The sequence below is a fragment of the Ruegeria sp. BF7 genome, assembly GCF_056538605.1.
This window is the reverse complement of record NZ_JBQFTM010000001.1, coordinates 333,734-356,124: the sequence shown is the minus strand read 5'-3', so window position 1 is coordinate 356,124 and position 22,391 is coordinate 333,734. Positions and strand designations below refer to the sequence as shown.

Annotated in this window: 25 protein-coding genes; 12 read left to right on the top strand and 13 right to left on the bottom strand. The window is 58.8% G+C overall.

Going from position 1 to position 22,391, the window contains the following annotated elements; all coding sequences use genetic code 11:
- The first annotated feature begins 33 nt into the window (after positions 1–33).
- From ACR0IK_RS01800 to ACR0IK_RS01770, 7 genes are all read left to right on the top strand, one after another.
- Positions 34–486: a paraquat-inducible protein A gene (locus ACR0IK_RS01800; RefSeq protein ID WP_480589360.1), complete on the top strand. Its 453-nt coding sequence runs from the start codon at positions 34–36 to the stop codon at positions 484–486.
- A gap of 148 nt (positions 487–634) precedes the next feature.
- Positions 635–1,420 (top strand): DNA repair protein, encoded by a 786-nt coding sequence (locus ACR0IK_RS01795; RefSeq protein ID WP_480640257.1) that lies wholly within the window; start codon positions 635–637, stop codon positions 1,418–1,420.
- Positions 1,421–1,543: 123 nt separating this feature from the next.
- Complete coding sequence (gene radA / locus ACR0IK_RS01790; protein WP_480640256.1) at positions 1,544–2,905, top strand: DNA repair protein RadA; 1,362 nt, start codon at positions 1,544–1,546, stop codon at positions 2,903–2,905.
- A gap of 41 nt (positions 2,906–2,946) precedes the next feature.
- Positions 2,947–3,546, top strand: a complete 600-nt coding sequence (locus ACR0IK_RS01785; RefSeq protein WP_480589363.1) for a CvpA family protein — start codon at positions 2,947–2,949, stop codon at positions 3,544–3,546.
- Positions 3,547–4,177: 631 nt separating this feature from the next.
- Positions 4,178–5,701, top strand: a complete 1,524-nt coding sequence (gene purF / locus ACR0IK_RS01780) for an amidophosphoribosyltransferase (protein ID WP_480589364.1) — start codon at positions 4,178–4,180, stop codon at positions 5,699–5,701.
- A gap of 267 nt (positions 5,702–5,968) precedes the next feature.
- A complete protein-coding gene (locus tag ACR0IK_RS01775) occupies positions 5,969–6,217 on the top strand; it encodes a hypothetical protein (protein ID WP_480589366.1) in 249 nt (82 codons plus the stop codon).
- Between the two features lie 41 nt (positions 6,218–6,258).
- On the top strand, positions 6,259–6,903 hold the full coding sequence (locus ACR0IK_RS01770; RefSeq protein WP_480589367.1) for an SDR family NAD(P)-dependent oxidoreductase: 645 nt from the start codon (positions 6,259–6,261) through the stop codon (positions 6,901–6,903).
- A 61-nt stretch (positions 6,904–6,964) separates the two neighbouring features.
- Here the strand turns inward: ACR0IK_RS01770 and ACR0IK_RS01765 are convergent, their stop codons facing one another.
- The 4 genes from ACR0IK_RS01765 to ACR0IK_RS01750 all read right to left on the bottom strand — a co-directional run bounded on the left by ACR0IK_RS01765 (position 6,965) and on the right by ACR0IK_RS01750 (position 9,480).
- A complete protein-coding gene (locus tag ACR0IK_RS01765; RefSeq protein WP_480640255.1) occupies positions 6,965–7,807 on the bottom strand; it encodes an ATP-binding protein in 843 nt (280 codons plus the stop codon).
- A gap of 117 nt (positions 7,808–7,924) precedes the next feature.
- Positions 7,925–8,803, bottom strand: a complete 879-nt coding sequence (tatC, locus tag ACR0IK_RS01760) for a twin-arginine translocase subunit TatC (protein ID WP_480640254.1) — start codon at positions 8,801–8,803, stop codon at positions 7,925–7,927.
- Positions 8,800–9,258 (bottom strand): Sec-independent protein translocase protein TatB, encoded by a 459-nt coding sequence (gene tatB / locus ACR0IK_RS01755; protein ID WP_480589369.1) that lies wholly within the window; start codon positions 9,256–9,258, stop codon positions 8,800–8,802. Before tatB ends, tatC begins: the two co-directional genes overlap by 4 nt.
- 6 nt (positions 9,259–9,264) lie before the next feature.
- Positions 9,265–9,480, bottom strand: a complete 216-nt coding sequence (locus ACR0IK_RS01750; RefSeq protein WP_170325152.1) for a twin-arginine translocase TatA/TatE family subunit — start codon at positions 9,478–9,480, stop codon at positions 9,265–9,267.
- A 219-nt stretch (positions 9,481–9,699) separates the two neighbouring features.
- Between ACR0IK_RS01750 and ACR0IK_RS01745 the strand changes: the two genes are divergently transcribed.
- Together ACR0IK_RS01745 and ACR0IK_RS01740 are read left to right on the top strand one after the other, a co-directional pair.
- Positions 9,700–10,005 carry a hypothetical protein gene (locus ACR0IK_RS01745; protein ID WP_480640253.1) on the top strand — a complete coding sequence of 102 codons (306 nt, stop codon included), beginning with the start codon at positions 9,700–9,702 and terminating at the stop codon, positions 10,003–10,005.
- 21 nt (positions 10,006–10,026) lie between these two features.
- Positions 10,027–10,698: a helix-turn-helix transcriptional regulator gene (locus tag ACR0IK_RS01740; protein ID WP_480640252.1), complete on the top strand. Its 672-nt coding sequence runs from the start codon at positions 10,027–10,029 to the stop codon at positions 10,696–10,698.
- A gap of 63 nt (positions 10,699–10,761) precedes the next feature.
- Here the strand turns inward: ACR0IK_RS01740 and ACR0IK_RS01735 are convergent, their stop codons facing one another.
- The 9 genes from ACR0IK_RS01735 to ACR0IK_RS01695 all read right to left on the bottom strand — a co-directional run bounded on the left by ACR0IK_RS01735 (position 10,762) and on the right by ACR0IK_RS01695 (position 18,805).
- The gene (locus ACR0IK_RS01735; protein ID WP_480640251.1) at positions 10,762–11,928 is read right to left on the bottom strand and encodes a peptidoglycan DD-metalloendopeptidase family protein; all 1,167 of its coding nucleotides are present in this window, start codon (positions 11,926–11,928) and stop codon (positions 10,762–10,764) included.
- Between the two features lie 62 nt (positions 11,929–11,990).
- Positions 11,991–12,641, bottom strand: coding sequence for a protein-L-isoaspartate(D-aspartate) O-methyltransferase (locus ACR0IK_RS01730; RefSeq protein WP_480589375.1), 651 nt, complete (start codon positions 12,639–12,641; stop codon positions 11,991–11,993).
- A complete protein-coding gene (gene surE / locus ACR0IK_RS01725; protein WP_480640250.1) occupies positions 12,638–13,420 on the bottom strand; it encodes a 5'/3'-nucleotidase SurE in 783 nt (260 codons plus the stop codon). Before surE ends, ACR0IK_RS01730 begins: the two co-directional genes overlap by 4 nt.
- Before the next feature lie 121 nt (positions 13,421–13,541).
- Complete coding sequence (locus ACR0IK_RS01720) at positions 13,542–14,663, bottom strand: ABC transporter ATP-binding protein (RefSeq protein ID WP_480640249.1); 1,122 nt, start codon at positions 14,661–14,663, stop codon at positions 13,542–13,544.
- A gap of 46 nt (positions 14,664–14,709) precedes the next feature.
- On the bottom strand, positions 14,710–15,756 hold the full coding sequence (locus tag ACR0IK_RS01715) for a methyltransferase domain-containing protein (RefSeq protein WP_480640248.1): 1,047 nt from the start codon (positions 15,754–15,756) through the stop codon (positions 14,710–14,712).
- A gap of 102 nt (positions 15,757–15,858) precedes the next feature.
- The gene (locus ACR0IK_RS01710) at positions 15,859–16,971 is read right to left on the bottom strand and encodes a DNA alkylation repair protein (protein ID WP_480640247.1); all 1,113 of its coding nucleotides are present in this window, start codon (positions 16,969–16,971) and stop codon (positions 15,859–15,861) included.
- A 2-nt stretch (positions 16,972–16,973) separates the two neighbouring features.
- Positions 16,974–17,753 (bottom strand): SDR family oxidoreductase, encoded by a 780-nt coding sequence (locus tag ACR0IK_RS01705; RefSeq protein WP_480640246.1) that lies wholly within the window; start codon positions 17,751–17,753, stop codon positions 16,974–16,976.
- Between the two features lie 202 nt (positions 17,754–17,955).
- Positions 17,956–18,399 (bottom strand): hypothetical protein, encoded by a 444-nt coding sequence (locus tag ACR0IK_RS01700; RefSeq protein ID WP_480640245.1) that lies wholly within the window; start codon positions 18,397–18,399, stop codon positions 17,956–17,958.
- A gap of 43 nt (positions 18,400–18,442) precedes the next feature.
- Entirely contained in the window at positions 18,443–18,805 is a 363-nt protein-coding gene (locus tag ACR0IK_RS01695; RefSeq protein WP_480589384.1) for a SnoaL-like domain-containing protein, read from the bottom strand.
- 109 nt (positions 18,806–18,914) lie between these two features.
- Between ACR0IK_RS01695 and ACR0IK_RS01690 the strand changes: the two genes are divergently transcribed.
- From ACR0IK_RS01690 to ACR0IK_RS01680, 3 genes are read left to right on the top strand one after another with little or no spacing between them, the layout of a single operon-like run.
- Positions 18,915–20,519: a peptide chain release factor 3 gene (locus ACR0IK_RS01690; protein ID WP_480589385.1), complete on the top strand. Its 1,605-nt coding sequence runs from the start codon at positions 18,915–18,917 to the stop codon at positions 20,517–20,519.
- Between the two features lie 49 nt (positions 20,520–20,568).
- Positions 20,569–21,324, top strand: coding sequence for a hypothetical protein (locus ACR0IK_RS01685; protein ID WP_480640244.1), 756 nt, complete (start codon positions 20,569–20,571; stop codon positions 21,322–21,324).
- Entirely contained in the window at positions 21,321–22,250 is a 930-nt protein-coding gene (locus ACR0IK_RS01680; RefSeq protein ID WP_480640243.1) for a glycosyltransferase family 2 protein, read from the top strand. Before ACR0IK_RS01685 ends, ACR0IK_RS01680 begins: the two co-directional genes overlap by 4 nt.
- Positions 22,251–22,391 lie beyond the last annotated feature (141 nt).

Below are 22,391 nucleotides of genomic sequence, written 5' to 3'. Positions count from 1 at the left end.
TCTCAGAACACTAATTACGTATCAGTGATGCCAATGACCCTCCGCCTCGCCACACTCTCTCTCCTGATCCTCTACCCCATCGCGTGGTTCGCCCCACTGATGCGCGCTGGCCTGTTGCCGATCTTCGGCCTGTCGGAAATCAGCGTCATCACCGGCCTGCAATCCCTATGGAAATCGGACGTCTTTCTGGCGCTGATCGTCACCATCTTCGCTCTCTTCGCACCCTATATCAAAACCATCGGCACCGCTCTGATCCAATGGGACTTGCTGGACGCACGCGTCCAACCCGCGCTCAACATCCTCGGGAAACTGGCCATGGCCGACATCTTTCTGATCGCGCTCTACATCACGCTGGCCAAAGGAATCTCTTACGCAACTATTGAAACCGCATGGGGCCTCTACCTGTTCACGGCCTGTATTCTGGCCTCAATCGCATTGGGCCACATTACCGAAATGACACGCAGATCACGAAATTCTCAGAGCTAATTGATTGAAAACATTTATCTGAGTATCATTATTATATTTCGAGCAGCAAAAATTTGTAGTTTACGGGTCCGCAGCGGATCATTCTGTGTGTTTTAGGTGTCTCCGCTTGGGCTTGGTGTTAACCGGTTCCAGAAGGAGTTCGTCAATCATGACCGCCCTCCACACTATCACATTGCAATTTCAGAATATCTTTTTAAAACTGACTTTTTTCCTGATATGCTCAACCGCTTTGCTATCCGTCTCAGCCACACTTCTGTCCGCTTTGGGAGTTTTACCTTGGCTCTCGATTCAAGCCGGGTTCGGTGACGGCACGGTAACCGATGCCGGGATGTACGTTCAGATCGGCCTGACCGCGCTGATTCTGATGCTGGCGTTCTACCTGCCAGCCAATGCGCGGATGATGGCGTTGGAAAACAACCATCGAAAGTTCGCGCTGAACATGCATGACATCTCGTCGGCTTATCAGATGGCCCATGCGACCGATCGCGAAGGACTGTTCATGATGTCGTCCGAATTCGACGCGGTCAAAGAGCGGATGGCCTTCTTGCGCCAGCACCCTGACCTTCAATCGCTTGAGCCTGAGATACTGGAGCTTGCAGCTCAGATGAGCCAGATCAGTCACGAACTGGCCGAGACCTATGGCGACGTCCGGGTCAACCGCGCGCGAACCTTCCTGCAGCAACGCCAGGAAGAGATCGAGCTTTTCCAGAAGCGGCTCGAAGAGGCCCGGGTAATCCAGAGCGAACTGCGCCAATGGACGCGGGATGTCGAGTTGGAAGAATCCATCGCCAAATCGCAGCTATCCCGTTTGCGTGATGAACTGTTTGAACTGCTGCCCGAGTTGTCGGCCCAGTTGCAGACCCCTCCGAAGGACAAGACCTCCAAAGCGTCCAGCGTTGTTGCCATGTCGCGACCGCCCCGCGCCGCGGAATAGGTGCGACAGCACCCGCTGCGGACGATGGTCCCGTTTAGGGGCCTGAGGACGCGGCCCCTCACCGGCCGAGATGAAAGCCCGTCAGGGCTTGAAGAAACGCTTGTCCTCGGGCACCAAGGCCCCATGGCAAAGACGACTTTCTCCTGCTCGGCCTGTGGCGCGACACATTCGCGCTGGTCCGGGCGTTGCGACGGATGCGGTGAATGGAACACCATATCGCAGGACGTCCCCCTTTCCGCTGGCCCGGCCAAGAAATCTTTGGGCGGCAAACGCGGTCAATCCATCGCTCTCACCGACCTGTCGACCGAAGAAACGCCCCCGCCGCGTACCCTTTGCGGGGTCGAGGAACTGGATCGCGTGTTGGGCGGCGGACTCGTCCCCGCCTCTGCCCTGTTGGTGGGCGGAGACCCCGGGATCGGCAAGTCCACTCTGCTTTTACAGGCCGCTGCTCGGTTTTCCCGCGCGGGCGTTAAAACCATCTATGTTTCGGGCGAGGAAGCCAGTGCGCAGGTTCGCATGCGCGCGCGCCGTCTTGGTCTTGAGGATGCGCCGGTCCAACTGGCCGCCGAGACAAACCTGCGCAACATCCTGACGACGCTCGAAGCGGAAAAGCCCGGCCTGGCCATCATCGACTCGATTCAAACCATGTGGGCGGACAATGTGGACAGCGCCCCCGGCTCGGTGTCACAAGTCCGGGCCGCAGCGCATGAATTGACCACGTTTGCGAAACGACACGGTGTTTCGATCATCATGGTTGGTCACGTCACCAAGGAAGGCCAGATCGCAGGCCCTCGCGTGGTCGAGCATATGGTCGATACTGTGCTTTACTTCGAGGGCGAGCGCGGCCATCAGTTCCGCATCCTGCGCGCGGTCAAGAACCGCTTTGGCCCCGCAGATGAGATCGGCGTGTTCGAAATGACCGGCAAAGGGTTGGCCCAGGTGACCAACCCCTCGGCCCTGTTCCTGTCGGAACGCGGCACACCCAGCCCCGGATCGGCCGTGTTCGCAGGTATCGAAGGAACACGCCCTGTTTTGGTAGAATTACAAGCACTTGTGGCACCATCCCCTCATTCCCAACCCCGCCGTACCGTGGTCGGATGGGACAGTGGGCGGCTGGCCATGATCCTGGCCGTTCTTGAAGCCCGCTGCGGTATCCCTTTCGCAGGTCTTGATGTCTATCTGAACGTGGCCGGAGGGCTGAAAGTCAGCGAGCCCGCCGCCGACCTCGCCGTCGCTGCTGCCCTGCTAAGTGCCCGTGAAGACACAGCCCTGCCCGCAGATACTGTCGTTTTCGGAGAAATCTCGTTATCTGGGGCACTTAGACCGGCCCCACAGACAGAAAACAGGTTGAAAGAAGCCCAAAAACTTGGTTTCACATCGGCGATCGCTCCGGCGGGCGGCAAAACCGGCACTGTGGCAGGTCTGACACTCACCCGACCCTCTGATTTGGTGGGGTTTGTTGGCGAAACCTTCGGAGCAGGTTAAAGTAACGCCTTGAGGGGCAGAAAAAAATACAGGCGAGGGCCATGGAAGGTTTTACAATAATCGACGGGGTGGTTGCCCTGATCATCGTCGTGTCGGGCCTGCTGGCCTATTCGCGCGGGTTTTTACGTGAGGTATTGGCCATCGCGGGCTGGGTCGCGGCGGCTGTTCTGGCCTTCATTTTTGCACCCCAAGCCGTGCCGCTGGTGAAAGAGATCCCGGTTGTCGGAGATTTCCTGCGCGACAGCTGCGAATTGTCGGTGATCACCGGCTTTGCCGCAGTGTTTGCCATCGCGCTGATCGTGGTCAGCATCTTTACACCGCTGTTTTCGTCGATCGTTCAGCGTTCGGCCATTGGCGGGCTGGATCAGGCACTTGGCTTCTTCTTCGGCATCGCACGCGGCATCCTGTTGGTGGCCATCGCCTTCTTTGTCTATGACACCGTTATGACCGGTCAGTCTTATACGATCGTCGACGAAAGCCGCTCGGCCAAAGTTTTCGAACAATTCAGCGACCGGATCGAAGAACAAAACCCGGAACAGGCTCTGGGCTGGGTCACTCGGCAATATGAGGAGCTTGTGGCAAGCTGCAACGGTGGCACCGAGACTACGGAACAACCGGCGGCACCGGCCACCACCGAATAAGAAATATCGCCCGGCATTGTCCGGGCGTTGTTTTTTGCTGCTGCGCGGCAGGGTTTAGCTGACAAAACCCTCGCCCGAGCAGACTGTACATCTGATGGTTTTAAGACCGAAGCAGCCTTCGCAGCGACCCATTATAGGTTTGCCGTGTATATCGCGGCTCTTGAGGACCTCTCCCGCTCCATTGCAAATTGGGCAAGGCGCGCGTCCCATACCGCGGCATCGATGGCACCGGCGCTTTACAGGCTCTTCCTTTTTTTTTCCTTGCTTGTGTTGCCACATGGCGCTGCCCCAGTCGAACCGAGTTTTATGAAACTACTCATGACTTTCGTCATGACAGCACAAGCCTGCGCCCATGTCACCTTTTGAAGCCGTGACAGGCAAAATACACCCGCAGGAAACAACAATTGTGATCCTTTGATGACACAGGCCCCGTAAGGCATTATGTGGATGCCGAACTGACATGGAATCGGAGCCACCGATCTTGCTGACCCTGTTTACTTTCGCGCTCGCCCTCGTGACGATGACGCGTCTGCACCAACAGCCGGGATGGCGGCAAGGCGAACAGTTACACCCATGCAGATGTTCAGATCATCATCGCTAGTCAAAACGTCGTAGAAGTTGGAGCCCGTACATGTGTGGGATTTTGGGGATCGCAAGCAGGACGCATGATGTCTTTGCGGAAATCTATGACGGGCTGCTGATGCTGCAGCACCGGGGTCAGGACGCCTCGGGCATCGTCACTTATAACGGTGAGTTCTTCCGTGAGAAGAAAGCCAACGGCCTGGTCAAGGACGTGTTCAACGCGCAGGACGCCGAGACCCTGCTGGGCAAGATCGGGATGGGCCATGTGCGCTACCCCACCGCGGGATCGCTCAGCGCAGCCGAAGCGCAGCCATTTTTTGTGAACGCGCCTTACGGCATCTATCTGGTCCACAACGGCAACATCACCAACACCGCCGAACAGCGCGAGAAAGTGACCGCCAAATACAGCCGCCACCTACGCACGACATCGGATTCCGAGATCCTGCTGAACGTGCTGGCCGACAAAGTGGCCGATGCGATCAAGGTGAATGGCAATGCCGAGCCCATCCGCAATCTCTTTGCCGGCGTGAAGATGACGATGGAACGGGTTCAGGGTGCCTATTCGGTGATCTGTCTGGTTGCCGGTGTCGGCATGTTGGCCTTCCGCGACCCCTATGGCATTCGGCCGCTGTCCGTCGCCAAGCGCAACGTGGATGGCAAAGGTGACGACTATGCCTTTGCCTCGGAGGACGTGGCATTCGGTATCAACGGTTTTAAAAAATTGCGAGACGTCAAACCCGGTGAGGCGATCCTGATAGATCTGCAAGGGAACATGCACACGTTCCAGGCGGTCCAAGGGAAACTGACACCTTGTATCTTTGAGTATGTCTATCTGGCACGGCCTGACTCGCTGTTGGACGGTGTTTCGGTCTACAAGACCCAGATGCGCATGGGCCAGACACTGGCCCGGCAGATCGAGGACGCCGGGCTAGATATCGATCGTATCATTCCTGTGCCCGACAGCGCCCGTCCGGTCGCGCTGGAAGTCGCCAAGGCAATCGGCATCCCCTACCGCGAAGGTCTGGTCAAGAACCGCTATGTCGGACGGACCTTCATCATGCCCGGTCAGGAAGAGCGTCAGAAATCAGTGCGTCGCAAGCTGAACGCCGTGCCGCTGGAGTTCAAGGATCACAACGTGCTGCTGATCGACGACTCGATCGTGCGCGGCAACACGATCAAGAAGATCGTGCAGATGTGCCGCGAAGCCGGGGCGAAAAAAGTCTATATCGCCAGCGCCTCGCCGCCGGTGAAATTCCCCAATGTCTATGGCATCGACATGCCCACCAAGCATGAACTGGTCGCTCATGGCAAAGACATTGAAGAAATCAGACAAGAGCTGGGGGCGGATGCCCTGTTCTACCAGAACCTCGAAGACCTGATCTGGGCCGCCAAGGAAGGCAACCCCGAGATCGAGGCTTTCGACTGCTCCTGTTTTGATGGCAACTACATCACCGGCAGTGTCAGCGACGACTACCTGGACAGTCTGGAGAACAGCAGCCGCGTCAGCAAAAAGCGCGAGGACATGCTGGTGCCCGGTGGGTCGTGGAACGGAGCGAAACTGGCTTCGGGATAAGTTCTAAAACCGAATCAATACAGCTTTCGGCCCGCCTCGCTGACGTGACGCGGGCCAATTTGTGCCCGGAATTCAGGTCCATGAGTGGGTTTTCGCGCACAACCCTTCGGTGAAGAAATTGCAATCGCAAGGGTTTCGGCGGGGTTGTGACGCCAGCCGCTTTCTCGTCCTTCGGTCAGGCTTTTAGTCGTGGCTCCGGTTTGCTAGGCCTCCGGCAACCAACCACTCATAACAAGGGGTCGGGCCACCGCGGTCAGGCCGGAATTAATGTCAAACGCAACCGTCACAAGTGCAGCCACGCAAAAGGGTGCGCTGAACAAAAGCTCTGTGTCCGTTCTGGGGGTCTTCGGGTCGAAATCGGATATGCGCGCGCTGGTGCGCATGTCTTCGGGGCGCGTGAAAGAGGTCAAACCGGGCAGCCGGGTCTCAACGGGCACAGTGGTCGCCATTGATGACAAAGGTGTGATGCTGCGACAAAGCGGCCAGACCAAGCGGATCGTTATACCCGGCAGCTAATCCGGCTTGACGCCCTTCGCGCAGGGGTTCAAACCGCTGTCATGACCGATCAGAGTAAAATTGCCCTCGTCACCGGGGCCTCTCGCGGGCTGGGCGCTGCCCTGGCCGAGGCACTGGCACCCGAATATCACATCGTCGCCGTTGCCCGCACCACCGGCGGGCTGGAAGAGCTGGATGATCGCATCCGCGCCAAAGGCGGTGCGGCGACGCTTGCGCCCATGGACATCGCTGATCCGAATGCCATGGCGACCCTGTGCCGGGGCATTCACGACCGTTGGGGCAAGGTGGACCTGTGGCTGCATACCGCAGTTCACACATCCGCCCTGACACCCACGCACTTCATCGACCCGAAGGAATGGACCAAAGCCGTCAACACCAACGCCACGGCCACGTCGGTCCTGATCCCCTATATCTCTCCCCTGTTGGGTGAGGCGGGCCACGCGGTGTTTTTCGACGATCCCAAAGCGGGTGAAAAATTCTATGGCATCTATGGTGCGACCAAGGCCGCTCAGTTGGCGCTTGCGCGCAGCTGGGCGCTGGAAACCGAACGGACCGGTCCACGCGTGACAATTGTCGAGCCCAAGCCGATGCCAACAGCTGTGCGCGCCCGGTTCCATCCCGGCGAGGATCGGGATGCGTTGACCAGCACGGCGGATGAGGCTGCGCGAATTCTGGCGTTACTGTAAGGAATGGCCCATTGGGCCATGCCTCCGGCGAAGGTTTTTTTGACCAGATGAAGCGGGCGGGTTACGCGATGTGAACGCCGTTGCGCCCGGCGAGATCGACAAAAAACTGCCAAGCCACGCGGCCCGAGCGTGCGCCGCGTGTGGCCTGCCATTCTATGGCTTCGGCGCGCAATGTCTCGGGGGCGACGGACACTCCGTAGGCCGCGCAGTAGCGGTCGATCATGGCCAGATACTCGTCCTGATCGCAGGGATGGAAGCCCAGCCACAGGCCGAAGCGATCAGACAGTGAAACCTTTTCCTCGACCGCCTCGGACGGGTTGATGGCGCTTGAACGCTCGTTCTCGATCATGTCCCGCGGCATCAGGTGGCGGCGGTTCGATGTGGCGTAAAAGACGACGTTTTCGGGGCGGCCTTCGATGCCGCCATCCAACACAGCCTTGAGTGATTTGTAGTGTTGATCATCGTGGCTGAACGACAGGTCATCGCAAAACAGTATAAATCGGTGTGGCGCGGCGCGCAGATGGTTCAGCAGGCGCGCGACCGAGCCCATGTCCTCGCGCTGCAGTTCGACCAGCTTCAAGTTCGGATGCTCGGCCTGTAGGGAGCCATGCACTGCTTTGACAAGGCTGGATTTCCCCATCCCGCGCGCGCCCCAGAGCAACGCATTGTTGGCCTTGAAACCAGCGGCGAAGCGGCGCGTGTTGTCCAGCAACGTATCGCGGGATCGGTTGATACCGACCAGCAGATCCAGATCGACACGGTTGACCTGCGTAACAGGCTCCAGCCGATCGGGCTCCACATGCCAGACAAAGGCCGGAGCTGCCGCAAAGTCCGGCGCAGCCAGAGGGGCTGGCGCCATACGTTCCAGCGCGTCGGCGATGCGGTTCAGGGCTTGATCGTCCATTGGGGCCTCCGGTCTTGTCTTGCGGGGTTCAAACCATGTTCCGCCCGGCACAACAAGAGCGCGGCACGAAAAAGGCGCGCCCCGAAGGACGCGCCTGATTTTTAGCAACCGACAGGATTACTTGCCGTCTTCTTCCAGAATGATCTCTTCGTCGGCCTCTTCTTCTTCGTCGTCATAGTAGCCATCTGCGCGCAGTTGCTCTTCGCGCTTTTTCTCGACCCGAGCGACGAGGAAGATCGACACCTCATAGAGCCCGTAAACCACCACAAACAGGATGATCTGTGTGATCACGTCCGGCGGGGTCACCAGCGCGGCCAGCACCAGAATGGCGACCACAGCGTATTTGCGTACCGAGCCCAACCCTTCGGCGGTTACCAGTCCCGCCTTGCCCATCAGGGTCAGCAGAACCGGCAGCTGGAAACACAGGCCAAAGGCCACAATGAACTTAATCGTCAGGTTGAGGTATTCCTGCGCCGAGCCCTGGAATACCACGCTCAACGGCGCCGCGGTTGCGCCCTCGGTCACGGCCTCACCTTCGGCTCCGAATTGCTGGAAGCCAAGGAAGAAGTCATAGGCCAGTGGCGTGACCACATAGAACGCAAAGCTCGCCCCCAGCAGGAACATGAAGGGTGAGGCCAGCATGAACGGCAGAAACGCGTTCTTCTCCGATTTGTACAAGCCCGGCGCCACAAACCGCCACATCTGCATTCCGATATACGGAAAGGCCAGAATGAAACCGCCCAGCAATGAGACCTTGATGGCAACGAAAAACCCTTCCTGCGGCGAGATGAAGATCAACCCGCAGTCCTGTCCTCGTTCGGCCAGAACACTGCACAGGGGGTTGGTCAGGAAATTAAACAGCGGCGTGGCGACCGTAAAACAGATGATCATCCCGACCAGAAACGCCACGACGCAGTGGATCAACCGCGTGCGCAGTTCCGCCAGGTGCTCGATCAGTGGGGCCGAGCTGTCCTCGATCTCGTCGGTTTTGGTCATGTCTTGCTTTCGGTTTTCAGCGCGGCTTCGGCCTCTTCAGCCTTGGCCAGCGCGTCAGCAGCTTCCTTGGCCTTGCGTTCGGCGGCGGCCCGCGCGGTCGAGGCCTGGATCTTCTTGGCCTGCTCGGCCCGTTCAGCGGCCAGCTTGCCGGTCTCGCTGTCAGGGTCAAACTTGGTCGGGTCGATGCTTTTCGCCAGATCCTGCGCGGCCTCTTTTACGCCATCCATTGCAGTTCCGACAGGGTTGGTGGCCGCGTTGAGACCTTTCTTGATCTCATTCACGCCCGCCTGATCGGCGGCCTCGTTCATGGCGCTGGAGAACTCGCGCGCCATGCCACGCGCCTTGCCGACAAATCGCCCGACATTGCGGAACAGCACCGGCAGGTCCTTTGGCCCCACAACGATCAGGGCAACAACGCCGATGACCAAAAGCTCGGTCCAGCCCAGATCAAACATCTGGACTTAGGCCTTGTCTTTGTCGGTCTCAGGAGTGACGTCCTTGGCCACTTCGGCTGCGTCCTGCTCCAGCTCGTCTGCGCCTTCCTTCACGCCGCGCTTGAACGAGGTGATGCCCTTGCCCACTTCGCCCATCAACGAGCTGATTTTGCCGCGGCCAAACAGCACCAGCACCACTACGGCGATCAGCAGAAGACCGGGAAGGCCGATATTGTTGAGCATGTCTCTTCTCCTTGTACGTCGGCGCCTCGCGCCGGGAATGTTGTCTGGCCCCGTGTCTACGCCCACAAGCCCGCGCGCAAAAGTGACGCAAATCAATTCCGCGCCGAATTGTGAACGGATCGTACGTTTTTTACGGGCTGGCCTTCCTCAACTGACAGGTTTATGTCAGTTGCAGGTGGCTAGGAAGAGGGCATCGAAACCTGGTCAACGGAGATTAAAATGACCCATGTTGCAGAAATCGTCACTTTCACCCTCGCCAATGGCACAACGACGGAGGAGTTTGTGAGACTTAGTCAGGCGTCCGAGGCGTTCGTCCGTTCAGCCCCCGGATTTGCCCACCGTCAGCTGAGCCAGGGGGAAGATGGTCGCTGGACTGACTACGTCATCTGGACGGATATGAAGGCCGCGCATGACGCAGCAGCGCAATTCCCGCGGCAGGATTTTGCCCCGGCCCTTATGGCCGCGATCCAGCCAGACAGCGTACAGATGCGCCATGAGAATGTGCTATGGAACATGACCGCCTAAACGCGGTTGGGACGGCGTGTCATGCGCCGTACTGACCGCCTTTTTGATATCATTCAGATCCTGCGCGACGGCAAACTGCACCGCGCGCAGGACATCGCGGACCGGCTCGAGGTGTCGGTCCGCACGATCTATCGCGACATGGATACGCTGGTCGCGTCCGGCGTCCCGGTCGAAGGCGAACGCGGTGTTGGCTATTTGGTGCGCGAGCAGATCACCCTGCCCCCGCTGAACCTGACCCCGGCGGAGTTGGAAGCTCTGAACCTCGGCATGGCAATCGTCGCCGAAGCTGCCGACCCGGACCTCAAAGCAGCAGCCGAGTCACTGGCCGACAAGATCGATGCGGTGCTGCCCACTCAGGTCGTGGCAGAGGCCGATACGTGGAAATTCGCCGTCTACCCTTTTGCCGACGCCGCGCGGGGGCTGGCGCATATGGCCCCGATCCGGGCCGCCATCAAATCACGCCAGAAACTGCGTTTGTCCTACCGCCGTATCGACGGTGTCCTGACGGAACGCACTATACGACCCCTACACATGGAATACTGGGGCCGTGTCTGGACCCTGACCGCCTGGTGCGAGTTGCGCGAGGGATTCCGAGTATTCCGAATCGACCTGATCGAAGCGGTCGAGCCCTTGCCGGAAATTTTCGCCGACGAACCCGGCAAACGTCTGGACGACTTCGATCCACACACCTGACCCGTTCTTCATCTGGCCAATGATATACCCGCCCGCGACATGGCCCGGAGCGGGTCCTTTCCGTCACTTCAAGTAAGGCTCAGGATCAACTGACTCGAATCCCTTGCGCACTTCAAAATGAACATAGGAGTTATCCCCACCGCGCAGGGACGCGATCTGCTGCCCACGGCGCACGCGGTCGCCTTTCTTGACTGTTGCTTTATCGACATTCGCATAAACCGTCAGAAGATCGCTGTTGTGCTTGATCACGATGATCGGCACCTGATCGGCATCCGCGGTGATGGCTGCAACCGTTCCGGCCTCGGCCGCCTTTACGGCAGAACCCGGTGAACCTGCGATATCGATCCCCTCGTTCTTGCCCTTTGCATAAGTCCGAATGATCGTCCCTGTGACCGGCAGGCCAAGGGCCGAGTTGCTCTGACTGGTCGGCGCTTCTGCGGTCACGTCAGGCGCAGGCACGGCCGGGGATATCTGCTCGTCCGGTAGAGGTTGCGTCGCGCTTGGCGGTGTCGGCGTGGGCGATCCCTGCCCCGGCTGCGTGACATTGGTGGCCGGCACAGCGGCCTGTTGCGGCGCTGGTTGGTTCTTGATCGGGATCAGCAGGAATTGATCTTCCCGCACTGTAAAGTCCGGTCCCAACCCGTTCCATTCTGCCAGTGAATCAATCGGCACATCATAGAGCCGCGCAATGGTGTAGGCCGTCTCGCCCCGTTTGACCTTGTGGCGAACCGGCTCTGGCCCCGAGGCGACAGGCGGTGTCGGCGCCGGTGCCGCGACGGGTCGCGCAGGTTCCAGCGTCGATGTCCGAACCGAACCATCCGCCGGAGCCTCGTCAATCGCTGTTCCGGCAATAGTGGCGATATCCACCGTGCTGGCCGCATTGACGGTGCGCGGCAGAGCAATCACTTCGCCGTCACGCAATTGGTCTGCGGGTTGCAACCCGTTAAATCTGGCCAACTCGCCCGCTGGCAGACCGATACGCGCGGCGACATCACTGACCGTGTCGCCCCGGCGCGCGACGGCCACCTGGTAGTTAGGATAGGTAATCACTCCGCGCGCGTCGGGCGTTGGGCGATTAGCGGTCACGCCTCTCGCTGCGTCAGCGGTAGAAAATCCACCGACCTCCCCGCGCAGATCATAGTCGAACGGGCCCTCGCATCCGGCAAGGAACGCCACAACCGCAACCCCTCTCGCGCAGCGAAGCATCGCTGATTTGGAAACTGCTCTCATCTTACTGTCCTCAACGCCTGCCCCTGTTCTCCGGGGTTCCGGCGCTTTTGCAGAATATTTACTTACGCCCCGTCCCTGCCAAGCCCCTCTAACAGGGGCACGAAACGAACGGGCAACAATTCGTCATAGTCCAGACCGGTTTCGGTACGCCGGACCCGGATCAGGGTCTGAACCGCATCCGATTGTCCCACCGGCAACACCATGATACCGCCGATTTTGAGCTGCGCCAAGAGTGGCCCGGGCGGGTCTTCCGCCGCAGCGGTCACAATGATTCGATCAAACGGTGCCTGCTCGGACAAACCGAAAGAGCCGTCCGACAGCATCGCGGTGACATTGGTCAGCCCCAAATCGCGAAACAACTGCCCGGTTTCGCGCACCAGACGCTTGTGACGCTCCACCGTATAGACCCGTCGTGCCAGCTTGGACAGGATCGCAGCCTGATAGCCCGAGCCGGTTCCAACCTCTAGCACCGTATCCCGCGGGCTGACCTCGAGCGCCTGCGTCATCAACCCCACTACCGAGGGCTGGCTGATCGTCTGCCCACAGGCAATCGGCAACGGCGTGTCCTCATAGGCGCGTTCGGCAAACAGACCTTTGACGAACCGGCCCCGATCAATCTGCTCCATCGCCGCCAGCACGCGCGCATCCGTCACACCCCGCGACCGCAAGGCGAACAGGAACTGCATTTTCGTTTCGGGATCCAGTCCGGTCATTCGATTGTCTTCAGTGCCTCAAGCGCATCATGCGCCGTCAGATCGGCCCGCATCGGCGTGACCGAGATATAGCCCGCCAGATTGACTGCCGCATCCGTACCTGGCGCGGTCGGGTTGTGCTGATAGCCGCCCTTGATCCACAGGAACCGCCGCCCTGAAGGCGAGCTGTGCGGTTCGACCGAGAAATGGGTATCGCGGCGATAGCCTTGCGGGGCCACACGCGTGCCCAACACTTCATCCGCAGGCACGGGAGGGAAATTTACGTTATAAAACAGCCGATAGTCGCCCTGCTCTGTCGGAGTCGCATGCAGGATTTTCCGCACCAGATCGGCACCAAATCGGGTCGCAGCCTCGAACGGGTCATCCAATCCCAGGTTGCGCGGGCCGAAGTACTGCGAAAGCGCGATGGCCGGGATGCCCTGCAAGGCGGCCTCCATCGCGCCACCGACGGTACCGGAATAGAGCGTGTTTTCCGCCGAGTTGTTGCCCCGGTTCACCCCTGACAACACCAGATCAGGCCGTGCGTCCTTCATCACGTCATGCAGCCCGGCCAACACGCAATCGGCAGGCGAGCCTTCGGCGGCAAAGCGACGCTCGCCCAGCTTGGCAACCATCATCGGGTGGGTATAGCTGATGCAATGGCCGACACCCGATTGCTCGAAAGCAGGTGCGACCACCCACACCTCTCCATCCGGCCCGGCCAGATCGGCTGCAACCGCCTCCAATGCGATCAGGCCCGGAGCGTTGATGCCGTCATCATTGGTCAAAAGAATACGCATATGCCCCATCCACCGCTGCTTTTTGACCTTGATAGACCCGCCCTAGCGTGGCGGCAAGCAATGCGAACCCGCAATCTGCGGCTTTCGCGCACCACTTGGGCTCAAACTGTGATTTCAGACCCTAATCCGGGAAAACAAAGCACCGATCCCGGCGAACGGTCAACCACATGACCCGCCCCGGATTGGGCACAAAGACATTCGGCACGGTGGCCCGCAGGATCGAGCCATCATGATCCATCCGAAACTCCACCAGGCTTTCATTGCCCAGAAACCGCGCCCGCTCGACCACGCCGCGGGCGGCGACGCCGTCGGTCACCGTAGGCAAAGGTCCCTTGCCGTTGCGATCGAAATCCAGCCGGACGTGCTGAGGCCGAAAAACAATCTCGACATCCGTGCCGTCTGGTACGCCCGGCGCCAGGAACTGACCGAATGGAGTTTTTGTCAGGGCGCCTTCAACTCGACCACGTACCACGTTGACATCACTGAAAAATGCCACCGCAGCCTTGTCGACAGGACGGGTGTAAACGTTGTAAGGCGCACCTTGCTGCACGATCTTACCGCGCCGCATCAGGGCAATCTCATCAGCCATGCGCATCGCCTCTTCGGGCTCGTGCGTCACCAGTACAACAGCGGCGTCCTCTTCCTTGAGGATCGCCAAAGTCTCATCGCGGATACCGTCGCGCAAACGGTTATCGAGACCCGAGAACGGCTCGTCCATCAGCATGATACGCGGGCGCGGTGCCAGCGCGCGCGCCAATGCCACCCGTTGCTGTTCACCGCCGGAAAGGTGGTGCGGGAACTTGTCAATGAAATGGATCAGGTCGACCTTGCGCAGTAGTTCCTCGACACGAGCGCGCTTTTCCTCTTTGCGCCCCGTCAGGCCAAAGGCCACGTTGTCGGCCACGTTCAGATGTGGGAACAGCGCAAAATCCTGAAACATCAGCCCGATCTCGCGGCGCTCGGGCGGTACGCGAAAGACTGTGTCGCAGATCAGCTTGCCGTCCACATAGATTTCACCCGACTCCTGCATCTCGACCCCCGCGATCATGCGCAGAGTGGTCGACTTGCCGCAGCCCGACGGCCCCAGCAAACAGGTTACCTTCCCCGCCTCAACGGTCAGAGAGACGTCGTCCACAACGACCCGCCCCTCGTACCGGGCGATCAGATTGCGGATTTCCAGACGAGGAGGAGTTGCGTCAACTGTCACCGATGGACCCCATTGCCTTTTCCCGATCAAATTCATCGGGCTTCAGGCGGGGATAGCAACCCCGCCCGTTAGGTGCAAGGGATCAGCAACACCCACCCGAGGGTGCCTCACCGGTAGCTTCGAACGGGCTTTCACCACCACAACCTTCGAAGATGCCATAGTGGGTCGAGAAATCACCGATGAAGTCGAAATGCCGGGCAAAACGCGTGTTTTTCAGCATCATCCAGGTGTTGCCACAGACCGGAAACACCTTGCCAGCCTCAATCGCGTGGTGGTCGTCCAATTCGAACAGATGCAGCGCGTTGGGGATGGTGCCTTTGTAGATCACCGCCTGACCATAGTCCTCACATGCTGGTTCCAGTTCAGGCAGCTTGAACAGCCGATACGTGGCAGAGAGGAATTTCAGCGGCGCAACGCGCTGTTCCAGCACTGGGTTTTCGATGGTCAACGGGCGGTGCGTGACGCGGCGCGGATCGCCGAAACCTGCCCTGCGCGAGAGCGTCAGGAAATCGTTCCAATACAGTGCGCCAGACAAGCACTCGCCATACAGCACCTCATCCTCGGCCATTGCGGTCGGGATGCGGCGATCGGCATAGACGTCCGAGAAATACATCTCGCCGCCCTCTTTCAACAGGCGGTGCGCGCCCCGCAGGACAGCCTCTTTATCGGTGGCCAGATTGATCACGCAATTCGAAACGATGATATCAAAGGATCCGGGTTCCAGGTCCAATTCGTCCAGCTTTTCGATATAGCCGTGGTGGAATTCCACATTGCTGGTCGCGTGACCAAAGGCCTGCGCGTGATAATCCTGATGCGTGCGGGCAACGTCCAATTGCTCGGGCGTCATATCGACACCGACGACACGGCCGTTTTCACCCACCATCGCCGACAGGGCATAGACGTCACGGCCCGCACCGCAACCCAGATCGAGGATGCTCATACCTTCCAGATCCAGAGGCGCGATCAGGCCGCAGCCGTAGTAACGGGTCAGCACATCGTCATGGATTTGCGAGAGGATCTTTTTCACATGATCCGGCATGTCGTCGGGCGTGCAGCACGCATTGGTTTGCAGATCTGCGCTGCCTTGCAGCACCTCGCCATAGTAGTTCTGCACCGATTCATGCTTCATCGCGGCTATCCCTTTCCTTACTGGCTGCACCGCAGCTAATACAGCGTTGGCCCGCGTGCAATCCGCACCCATAGAATCTGACGAAAGCGTGAGACGACCGAGCTACTCCAGCAGGTCGAAATCGACACCTGTACGCACCTTCCCGTTCACCTGAATCTCAAGCCGGTGCGTACCCGGGACGAGCTTGAACGTGGTCGCGTTGCCCTTCAGCTTGTGCTTCTTGCTCAGTTTCAGCGTGCCATCCCGCAACGCAGCCTGCTTCAGCTTATGCACTTTCGCTGAGGTTTTACCTCCAGGCCTTTGGAAGTGAACGATATAATCCACTAAAACCGGAGGATTCCCGGCTCCGCTTAATGTCACTTCGAATTCCAGCGCCTCACCGATCCGGGCGTCACCGGTCACCTGTACGTCCGCCGTGACTTTGACATCCGGATCATAGCCCAACATTTTCATGGCGCCCGGGTGGCCAGATTTCACCAACCCCCGCAGAGTATGAGAGGTCATCCAGCGCAATTCATCCTTGCACTGTTGCTTTGCCGAGGCCCAGCTCTGCAATCGGGCCAGCACCAGATCAGGGTCTTTCTTGGAGATGTCGTTCAGGTGGTTCGCCACCGACCGCGTGACAAAGCGCGTCGGGTCCCCATGCAACCTGTCCAGCAAAGGCAGCGGGTCGGTCATGTTCAACCCAACCGCCTGCCCCCATGGCAGTCGCGGTCGTGTGCCTTCACTGACCAATCGGCGCACGTGATAGCTGTCATGGGCACACCATATCTCCATCCGCGCCAGCACCTGATCCGGGTAACGGTTGAGGAAGGGGCGGATGGCCCATTCCATCGAGAACCGCTGCGTCAGTTCTTCAAGTACATCCAGTGCCAGATCGGGATGATCCAACCCAACACTGACCACCCAATCTCCCAAAGGTGCAAAGATGAAATCGCCGAAATCATCATCAGTCTTGGTTGGGTCCAGCGGTGGTGGCAGCGCGCGCAGCAGGGTCAGCGCGATGTCAGGCAAGTCACCGGGCACGGCCTGTTGCAGGCATACAGCGATCCAGGACATGCGTTCTTTCAGTTCAAGCTCCAGCAGGCGGGACATGACGCGCGCCTGGAATGCCTCAACATCAAAGGACGGAACAGCCCCGGCAAAGAGCCCTGCCAGATAGCGGGTCTTTTCGGCATTGAATAACTGATCTTTTAGCGAAAAGTTCTCGGCCATCGTCACATCGTCAAGTTGGTCGCCCCGCCGTCCAACAGGATGTTCTGGCCTACGATGAAGCCAGCATGCTGCGAACACAGGAACGCACAGGTTGCACCAAATTCCTGCCGCGACCCATATCGCCGGACCGGAACCGTCGCCGCGCGGTTCGCGCGGGCTTCGTCAATTGAAATGCCCTGCTGCGCCGCGACACCGCCATCCAGCGAATCCGCGCGATCAGTGGCGTGAATACCCGGCAGCAGGTTGTTGATTGTCACACCATACGGCGCCACCTGTCGTGATGTCCCGGCCACATAACCGGTCAGCCCGGTGCGTGCCGCATTCGACAGGCCCAGCACCGCAATCGGCGCACGGACGGATTGCGAAGTGATGTTCACCACCCGGCCCCAGCCCTTGTCGGTCATCCCAGGCAACAGTGCCTTCATGAAGGCAATCGGCGTCAGCATGTTGGCGTCCAGCGCTTTGATGAAATCGTCACGCTCCCAGTCCGACCACTGGCCCGGCGGTGGGCCACCTGCATTTGTCACAAGAATATCAACGTCCCGAGCTGCATCGATCACCTGCGCCTGCCCCTCAGCCGAGGTCACATCACAAGCCACCGTCTGCACATCCACACCGTGTTCGGACCGCAAGCGTGCTGCTTCGGCCTCCAGCACTTCGGCCCCACGCGCATTCATCACCAGATTAACGCCCGCCTGCGCCAAAGCCTCGGCGCAGCCCAGACCCAGACCTTTGCTGCTGGCACAGACTAGGGCGCGTTTTCCCTGTATTCCCAGATCCATTCAGTCCTCCGCAATTTTTCTGCAAGCACGGAGTGCCTCCAAAGCCATCCGCATTTACCTGTCATATTCTTGATGTTGGCGCAAAAGCTCGCGCATTTCCGCCACTGCCATTAAGGTTGCTTGTGCAAGTCCTATCCACGAGCAGTCGCTGTCGCAACCAACAGGCAATGCCCAATTAAGTCGGTGGTTGGCTCTAAAAGCGTCAACAATTAACACTGCGAAATCTTCGCTCGGCCTCAGAACTCAAGCGATCAACCCTACACCCCTCGATCGGGAATCCCCGCTCTGACACCATCCCAAGGTGTTGCTTGGCAATATGAACGTCGTCCGGGGCAACAAACTGACCATCCGATACTAAATCCGACCCAATAAATGCAATGAGCGCTATAGCACGGTCTCGCGGTTCTGCATGGTTTGGAGAATGCACCAGAAAGACTACTTCGGTCTGCTTAGCCAGTTCCAGAAACTCAGGATCCTGAATGCCCCCCATAAGCGGAATCGGGCGCACACCGCCCGAAGGCGTCATACTTGCATTCTGTTCATCCGCGTTCTGTGCCGTCACTAGCGCACTGGAAAAAGCAAAAAAATCGCAAAAACAGATACATACGACTTCAATCTGATCCTCTCCATCTGTTGTTACCCGCATGCCCGGAAACGGCCAGAGGGAGACGACTAGATTTCAACGCCGATCAGTAAAAGAACTCCTCACGTACGATCTTGCCATTGGTAACGTGATAGACACCAACCTCTTTCATATCGAAGCTCTCACCTGTTTCCTTCACCTTGCCCTGAACCTCGAAGATCACGGCAAAGCGGTCATCGCCGTGCAGGTACGGGTCGCTAACCGTCGCTCCTGCGACTTCGTGGGCGCCTTCCCACCATTCGTGCTTGCCACGGATACCGTCGACACCGTGGGTCTCGCGCCCCATCCCGTCCATGTCCTGGGCTTCGACTGAAACGGCATCCGCCGCGTAGAGTTTCGGCAAGTTCTCTTTGGCGCGGTCCTCGCGACAACCGGCGACCAATTCGGCTGCGATTTCTTTCAAATTCATTGATATTCTCCATGTTTTGTTCACTATATGTTCTTATTGCCACAGCCATACGATTCGAACCAGCCCCTTTGTCTTGCCTCGGCAGGATTCCCCGCCTATACGCGCGAATATGCTTGATACTTCGAACCAACCCACCCTGCCGCCCGAGATCGCCCGGCGCCGGACATTCGCCATCATCTCGCACCCGGATGCGGGCAAGACGACTTTGACGGAAAAGTTCCTCTTGTACGGGGGCGCGATCCAGATGGCTGGTCAGGTGCGCGCCAAGGGTGAGGCGCGGCGGACGCGATCCGACTTCATGCAGATGGAGAAAGATCGGGGCATCTCGGTTTCCGCCTCGGCGATGTCGTTTGATTACGGCGATTTCCGGTTCAATCTGGTGGACACACCCGGTCACAGCGATTTCTCGGAAGATACTTATCGGACACTGACCGCCGTGGACGCCGCCGTCATGGTAATCGACGGTGCGAAAGGTGTGGAAAGCCAGACGCAAAAACTGTTCGAGGTCTGCCGCCTGCGTGATCTGCCGATCCTGACCTTCTGTAACAAGATGGACCGCGAAAGCCGCGATACGTTCGAGATCATCGACGAGATTCAGGAAATGCTGGCTATCGACGTCACGCCTGCCGCGTGGCCGATTGGCGTGGGCCGCGATTTCATTGGCTGCTACGACATGCTGCGCGACCGGCTGGAGCTGATGGACCGCGCCGACCGTAACAAGGTGGCCGAAAGCATCAAGATTGACGGTCTGGACGACCCAAAGCTTGCCGAGCACGTGCCCGAGCATCTGTTGGAAAAACTGCTGGAAGAGGTTGAAATGGCGCGCGAACTGCTGCCCAAACTCGATCCGCAAGCGGTACTTGAAGGGCACATGACCCCGATCTGGTTCGGGTCGGCAATCAACTCGTTCGGCGTAAAAGAGTTGATGGAAGGCATCGGAGCGTATGGTCCGCAGCCGCAGGTTCAGTCCGCTGAACCGCGTCAGATTTCACCGGATGAGAAAAAGGTCGCGGGTTTTGTCTTTAAGGTTCAAGCCAACATGGACCCCAAACACCGTGACCGGGTGGCCTTTGTCCGCATGGCTTCGGGGCACTTCAAGCGCGGCATGAAACTAACCCATGTGCGGTCGAAGAAGCCGATGGCGATTTCCAACCCGGTTCTGTTCCTGGCATCTGATCGCGAACTGGCCGAAGAGGCCTGGGCCGGCGACATCATCGGCATCCCCAACCACGGCCAGCTGCGCATCGGTGATACGCTGACCGAGGGTGAAGCGCTGCGCGTCACCGGCATTCCGTCATTCGCACCGGAACTGCTGCAAGGCGTCCGCGCGGGCGATCCGATGAAAGCCAAGCATCTTGAAAAGGCCCTGATGCAGTTCGCCGAGGAAGGTGCCGCCAAGGTGTTCAAACCCTCGATCGGCTCGGGTTTTGTCGTCGGCGTTGTCGGCGCGTTGCAATTCGAAGTGCTCGCCAGCCGGATTGAGATGGAATATGGCCTGCCTGTCCGGTTCGAGGCGTCTCAGTTCACCTCGGCCCGCTGGGTCAGCGGCGAAAAGGCTGAGGTCGAAAAATTCGTCAACGCCAACAAGCAACATATCGCCCACGACCACGACGGTGACATCGTTTACCTGACCCGCCTGCAATGGGATATCGACCGGATTGTGCGGGACTATCCGGCGCTGAACCTGACGGCGACGAAAGAGATGATGACTTAATGCAACTCTCTGATTGCGCGGGCAAGTTTAGCCATGCCATCTTGCGTGAATGAGCAGCGAAGAATTGACCTATCCGGGCGGTTTGCCCCAAATGCTGGACCGGTTCGAGGGGCGGCGAGCCCCCTTCGATTTCGGTCCCGAGGCCTTGCCTCCTCTGGATGTGAAACTCGATGTGCTTGCTCTGCAAGTCGTGCATCAGAATGCGACGCAGATCACGGCCGACAGTCCCAATACTTCCTGGGCGCGCAAACGCGCCCGGATCGGCACCGAATTCGTTGGGAATTCAGAGCTGGCCTTTCTCAACGCTCAGTTGGTATCGAACCTGCGTAAACGGTCGTACCCCCGACATGCCCCTTCGCTGTTTCAGCGCCTATGGTCCGAACAGTCCCGGCATCTATTGCAGGCTCTGGATTTGCGCTGGCAAGTCTCATCCATACAAACCTTCGCAGATCACGGCCAAACGGCCACCCAACGCGAGGTTGGTCAGGCATTGCGCATGCTTTTTGGCATGATGAAACTCTATGAATTCGAGCGCCTATTCTCAGGTTTCACACCAGAAACCCCGTTCCGGTTCAGACGCAAAGTTAATGCGCCTTTGCCTGTGGGCATGGAGTCATTTTCGCTCGAACATGGGGGGCTGGACATAAACCTGATCGCACCAATTTGGGAAAAGGCCCTGACAGATCCAACGATTGCTCCATTGGCCAATCATCTGTTGCAATCCCTTAACAATGATCCGGGCGGGGTTTTGCGCAGGTTGAAAACCATGCGGGACACCCGCGCAGCCAAGACGTCTCGGGCATGACAAGCTGGGGTATTGTTTCGACGGTTCGGGGCTCTGCATCGGACATTCTACGCTTCGTGGCCTATCACCTCGATCTTGAGGTCGACCGGATGTATATCTATCTGGACGAGCCCAATCCCAAGGCGTTCAACGCGCTGAACCGTCATCCAAAGGTCGAAGTCCGCAATTGCGACGACGGGTTTTGGGCCTATCGACAACGCGAACGTCCAGACAAACACCAGATCCGTCAGACCGCCAACGCGACCTTTACCTATCGCAAGGCCGTTGAGGACTGGTTGGCTCACATAGATCTGGACGAGTTCTTCTGGCCGGACCGTCCGATTGCTCAGCTGTTGGCCAAGGTCCCGGATGACATCAACGTTGTTCGTGTCCGCCCCGACGAGGCTCTGGCCAGTGGCGAAGACCTGTACAAGGCCTACATCCCGTCCGGTCCGGACCGCGTGGACATCGTGCAAGCTCTGTATCCAAATTTCGGAGCCTTCGTGAAGGGCGGCTTTCTAAGCCACCTGCAAGGCAAAGTATTTGCTCGCACAGGACTGCCCCGGATCAACTTCCGCATCCACAGCCTGTTTCAGAATGGCGAGAGGATACCTTGCAGGACAGAATTGCCCGGTGTTGGTCTGTGTCACCGGCACGCCCCCGATTGGGACCATTGGCTGGCCCACTACCGGTTCAGGCTGGAACGCGGCTCGTACCAGAGGGGCATGTCGCCCAATGTCCCGCGCGAGCGTGGCGGCATGAACATGAATGAATTGCTCACTTGGATCGAGGCGGAAGAAGGCTGGGACGGACTGCGTGCTTTTTTCAATGAAATGAGCTGCGCGGACCCCGAAGGGCGGGCCCGACTGGAAGACCACGGCATGATCCTTCACCGGCCGCTGTATCTGGAAGATAAACTCAGGAAACACTTTCCCGGAAGTGTCTGAATTGTTGCGAGAAATCCGCACCGCTGGGCCTCAGAAAACCCTAAAGGGGTCTTCATTTGACCCCGATCAACGTTTTTGTTATGTCCCCCTCAAGCCGAAGTTCGCAATGACGCGTATGGCCATCCGGGCCCGGCAAACCTC

Coding starts and splice junctions, on each gene's coding strand:
- ACR0IK_RS01770 (WP_480589367.1), top strand. CDS start 6,259: ATGACCGATCAGAGTAAAATTGCCCTCGTCACCGGGGCCTCTCGCGGG.
- ACR0IK_RS01800 (WP_480589360.1), top strand. CDS start 34: ATGACCCTCCGCCTCGCCACACTCTCTCTCCTGATCCTCTACCCCATC.
- ACR0IK_RS01735 (WP_480640251.1), bottom strand. CDS start 11,928: ATGAGAGCAGTTTCCAAATCAGCGATGCTTCGCTGCGCGAGAGGGGTT.
- ACR0IK_RS01700 (WP_480640245.1), bottom strand. CDS start 18,399: ATGCGGGTAACAACAGATGGAGAGGATCAGATTGAAGTCGTATGTATC.
- ACR0IK_RS01680 (WP_480640243.1), top strand. CDS start 21,321: ATGACAAGCTGGGGTATTGTTTCGACGGTTCGGGGCTCTGCATCGGAC.
- ACR0IK_RS01695 (WP_480589384.1), bottom strand. CDS start 18,805: ATGAATTTGAAAGAAATCGCAGCCGAATTGGTCGCCGGTTGTCGCGAG.
- ACR0IK_RS01730 (WP_480589375.1), bottom strand. CDS start 12,641: ATGACCGGACTGGATCCCGAAACGAAAATGCAGTTCCTGTTCGCCTTG.
- purF (WP_480589364.1), top strand. CDS start 4,178: ATGTGTGGGATTTTGGGGATCGCAAGCAGGACGCATGATGTCTTTGCG.
- tatB (WP_480589369.1), bottom strand. CDS start 9,258: ATGTTTGATCTGGGCTGGACCGAGCTTTTGGTCATCGGCGTTGTTGCC.
- ACR0IK_RS01685 (WP_480640244.1), top strand. CDS start 20,569: ATGAGCAGCGAAGAATTGACCTATCCGGGCGGTTTGCCCCAAATGCTG.
- ACR0IK_RS01710 (WP_480640247.1), bottom strand. CDS start 16,971: ATGGCCGAGAACTTTTCGCTAAAAGATCAGTTATTCAATGCCGAAAAG.
- ACR0IK_RS01740 (WP_480640252.1), top strand. CDS start 10,027: ATGCGCCGTACTGACCGCCTTTTTGATATCATTCAGATCCTGCGCGAC.
- ACR0IK_RS01720 (WP_480640249.1), bottom strand. CDS start 14,663: ATGAATTTGATCGGGAAAAGGCAATGGGGTCCATCGGTGACAGTTGAC.
- ACR0IK_RS01750 (WP_170325152.1), bottom strand. CDS start 9,480: ATGCTCAACAATATCGGCCTTCCCGGTCTTCTGCTGATCGCCGTAGTG.
- tatC (WP_480640254.1), bottom strand. CDS start 8,803: ATGACCAAAACCGACGAGATCGAGGACAGCTCGGCCCCACTGATCGAG.
- ACR0IK_RS01705 (WP_480640246.1), bottom strand. CDS start 17,753: ATGGATCTGGGAATACAGGGAAAACGCGCCCTAGTCTGTGCCAGCAGC.
- ACR0IK_RS01715 (WP_480640248.1), bottom strand. CDS start 15,756: ATGAAGCATGAATCGGTGCAGAACTACTATGGCGAGGTGCTGCAAGGC.
- ACR0IK_RS01690 (WP_480589385.1), top strand. CDS start 18,915: ATGCTTGATACTTCGAACCAACCCACCCTGCCGCCCGAGATCGCCCGG.
- ACR0IK_RS01745 (WP_480640253.1), top strand. CDS start 9,700: ATGACCCATGTTGCAGAAATCGTCACTTTCACCCTCGCCAATGGCACA.
- surE (WP_480640250.1), bottom strand. CDS start 13,420: ATGCGTATTCTTTTGACCAATGATGACGGCATCAACGCTCCGGGCCTG.
- ACR0IK_RS01765 (WP_480640255.1), bottom strand. CDS start 7,807: ATGGACGATCAAGCCCTGAACCGCATCGCCGACGCGCTGGAACGTATG.
- ACR0IK_RS01785 (WP_480589363.1), top strand. CDS start 2,947: ATGGAAGGTTTTACAATAATCGACGGGGTGGTTGCCCTGATCATCGTC.
- ACR0IK_RS01795 (WP_480640257.1), top strand. CDS start 635: ATGACCGCCCTCCACACTATCACATTGCAATTTCAGAATATCTTTTTA.
- ACR0IK_RS01775 (WP_480589366.1), top strand. CDS start 5,969: ATGTCAAACGCAACCGTCACAAGTGCAGCCACGCAAAAGGGTGCGCTG.
- radA (WP_480640256.1), top strand. CDS start 1,544: ATGGCAAAGACGACTTTCTCCTGCTCGGCCTGTGGCGCGACACATTCG.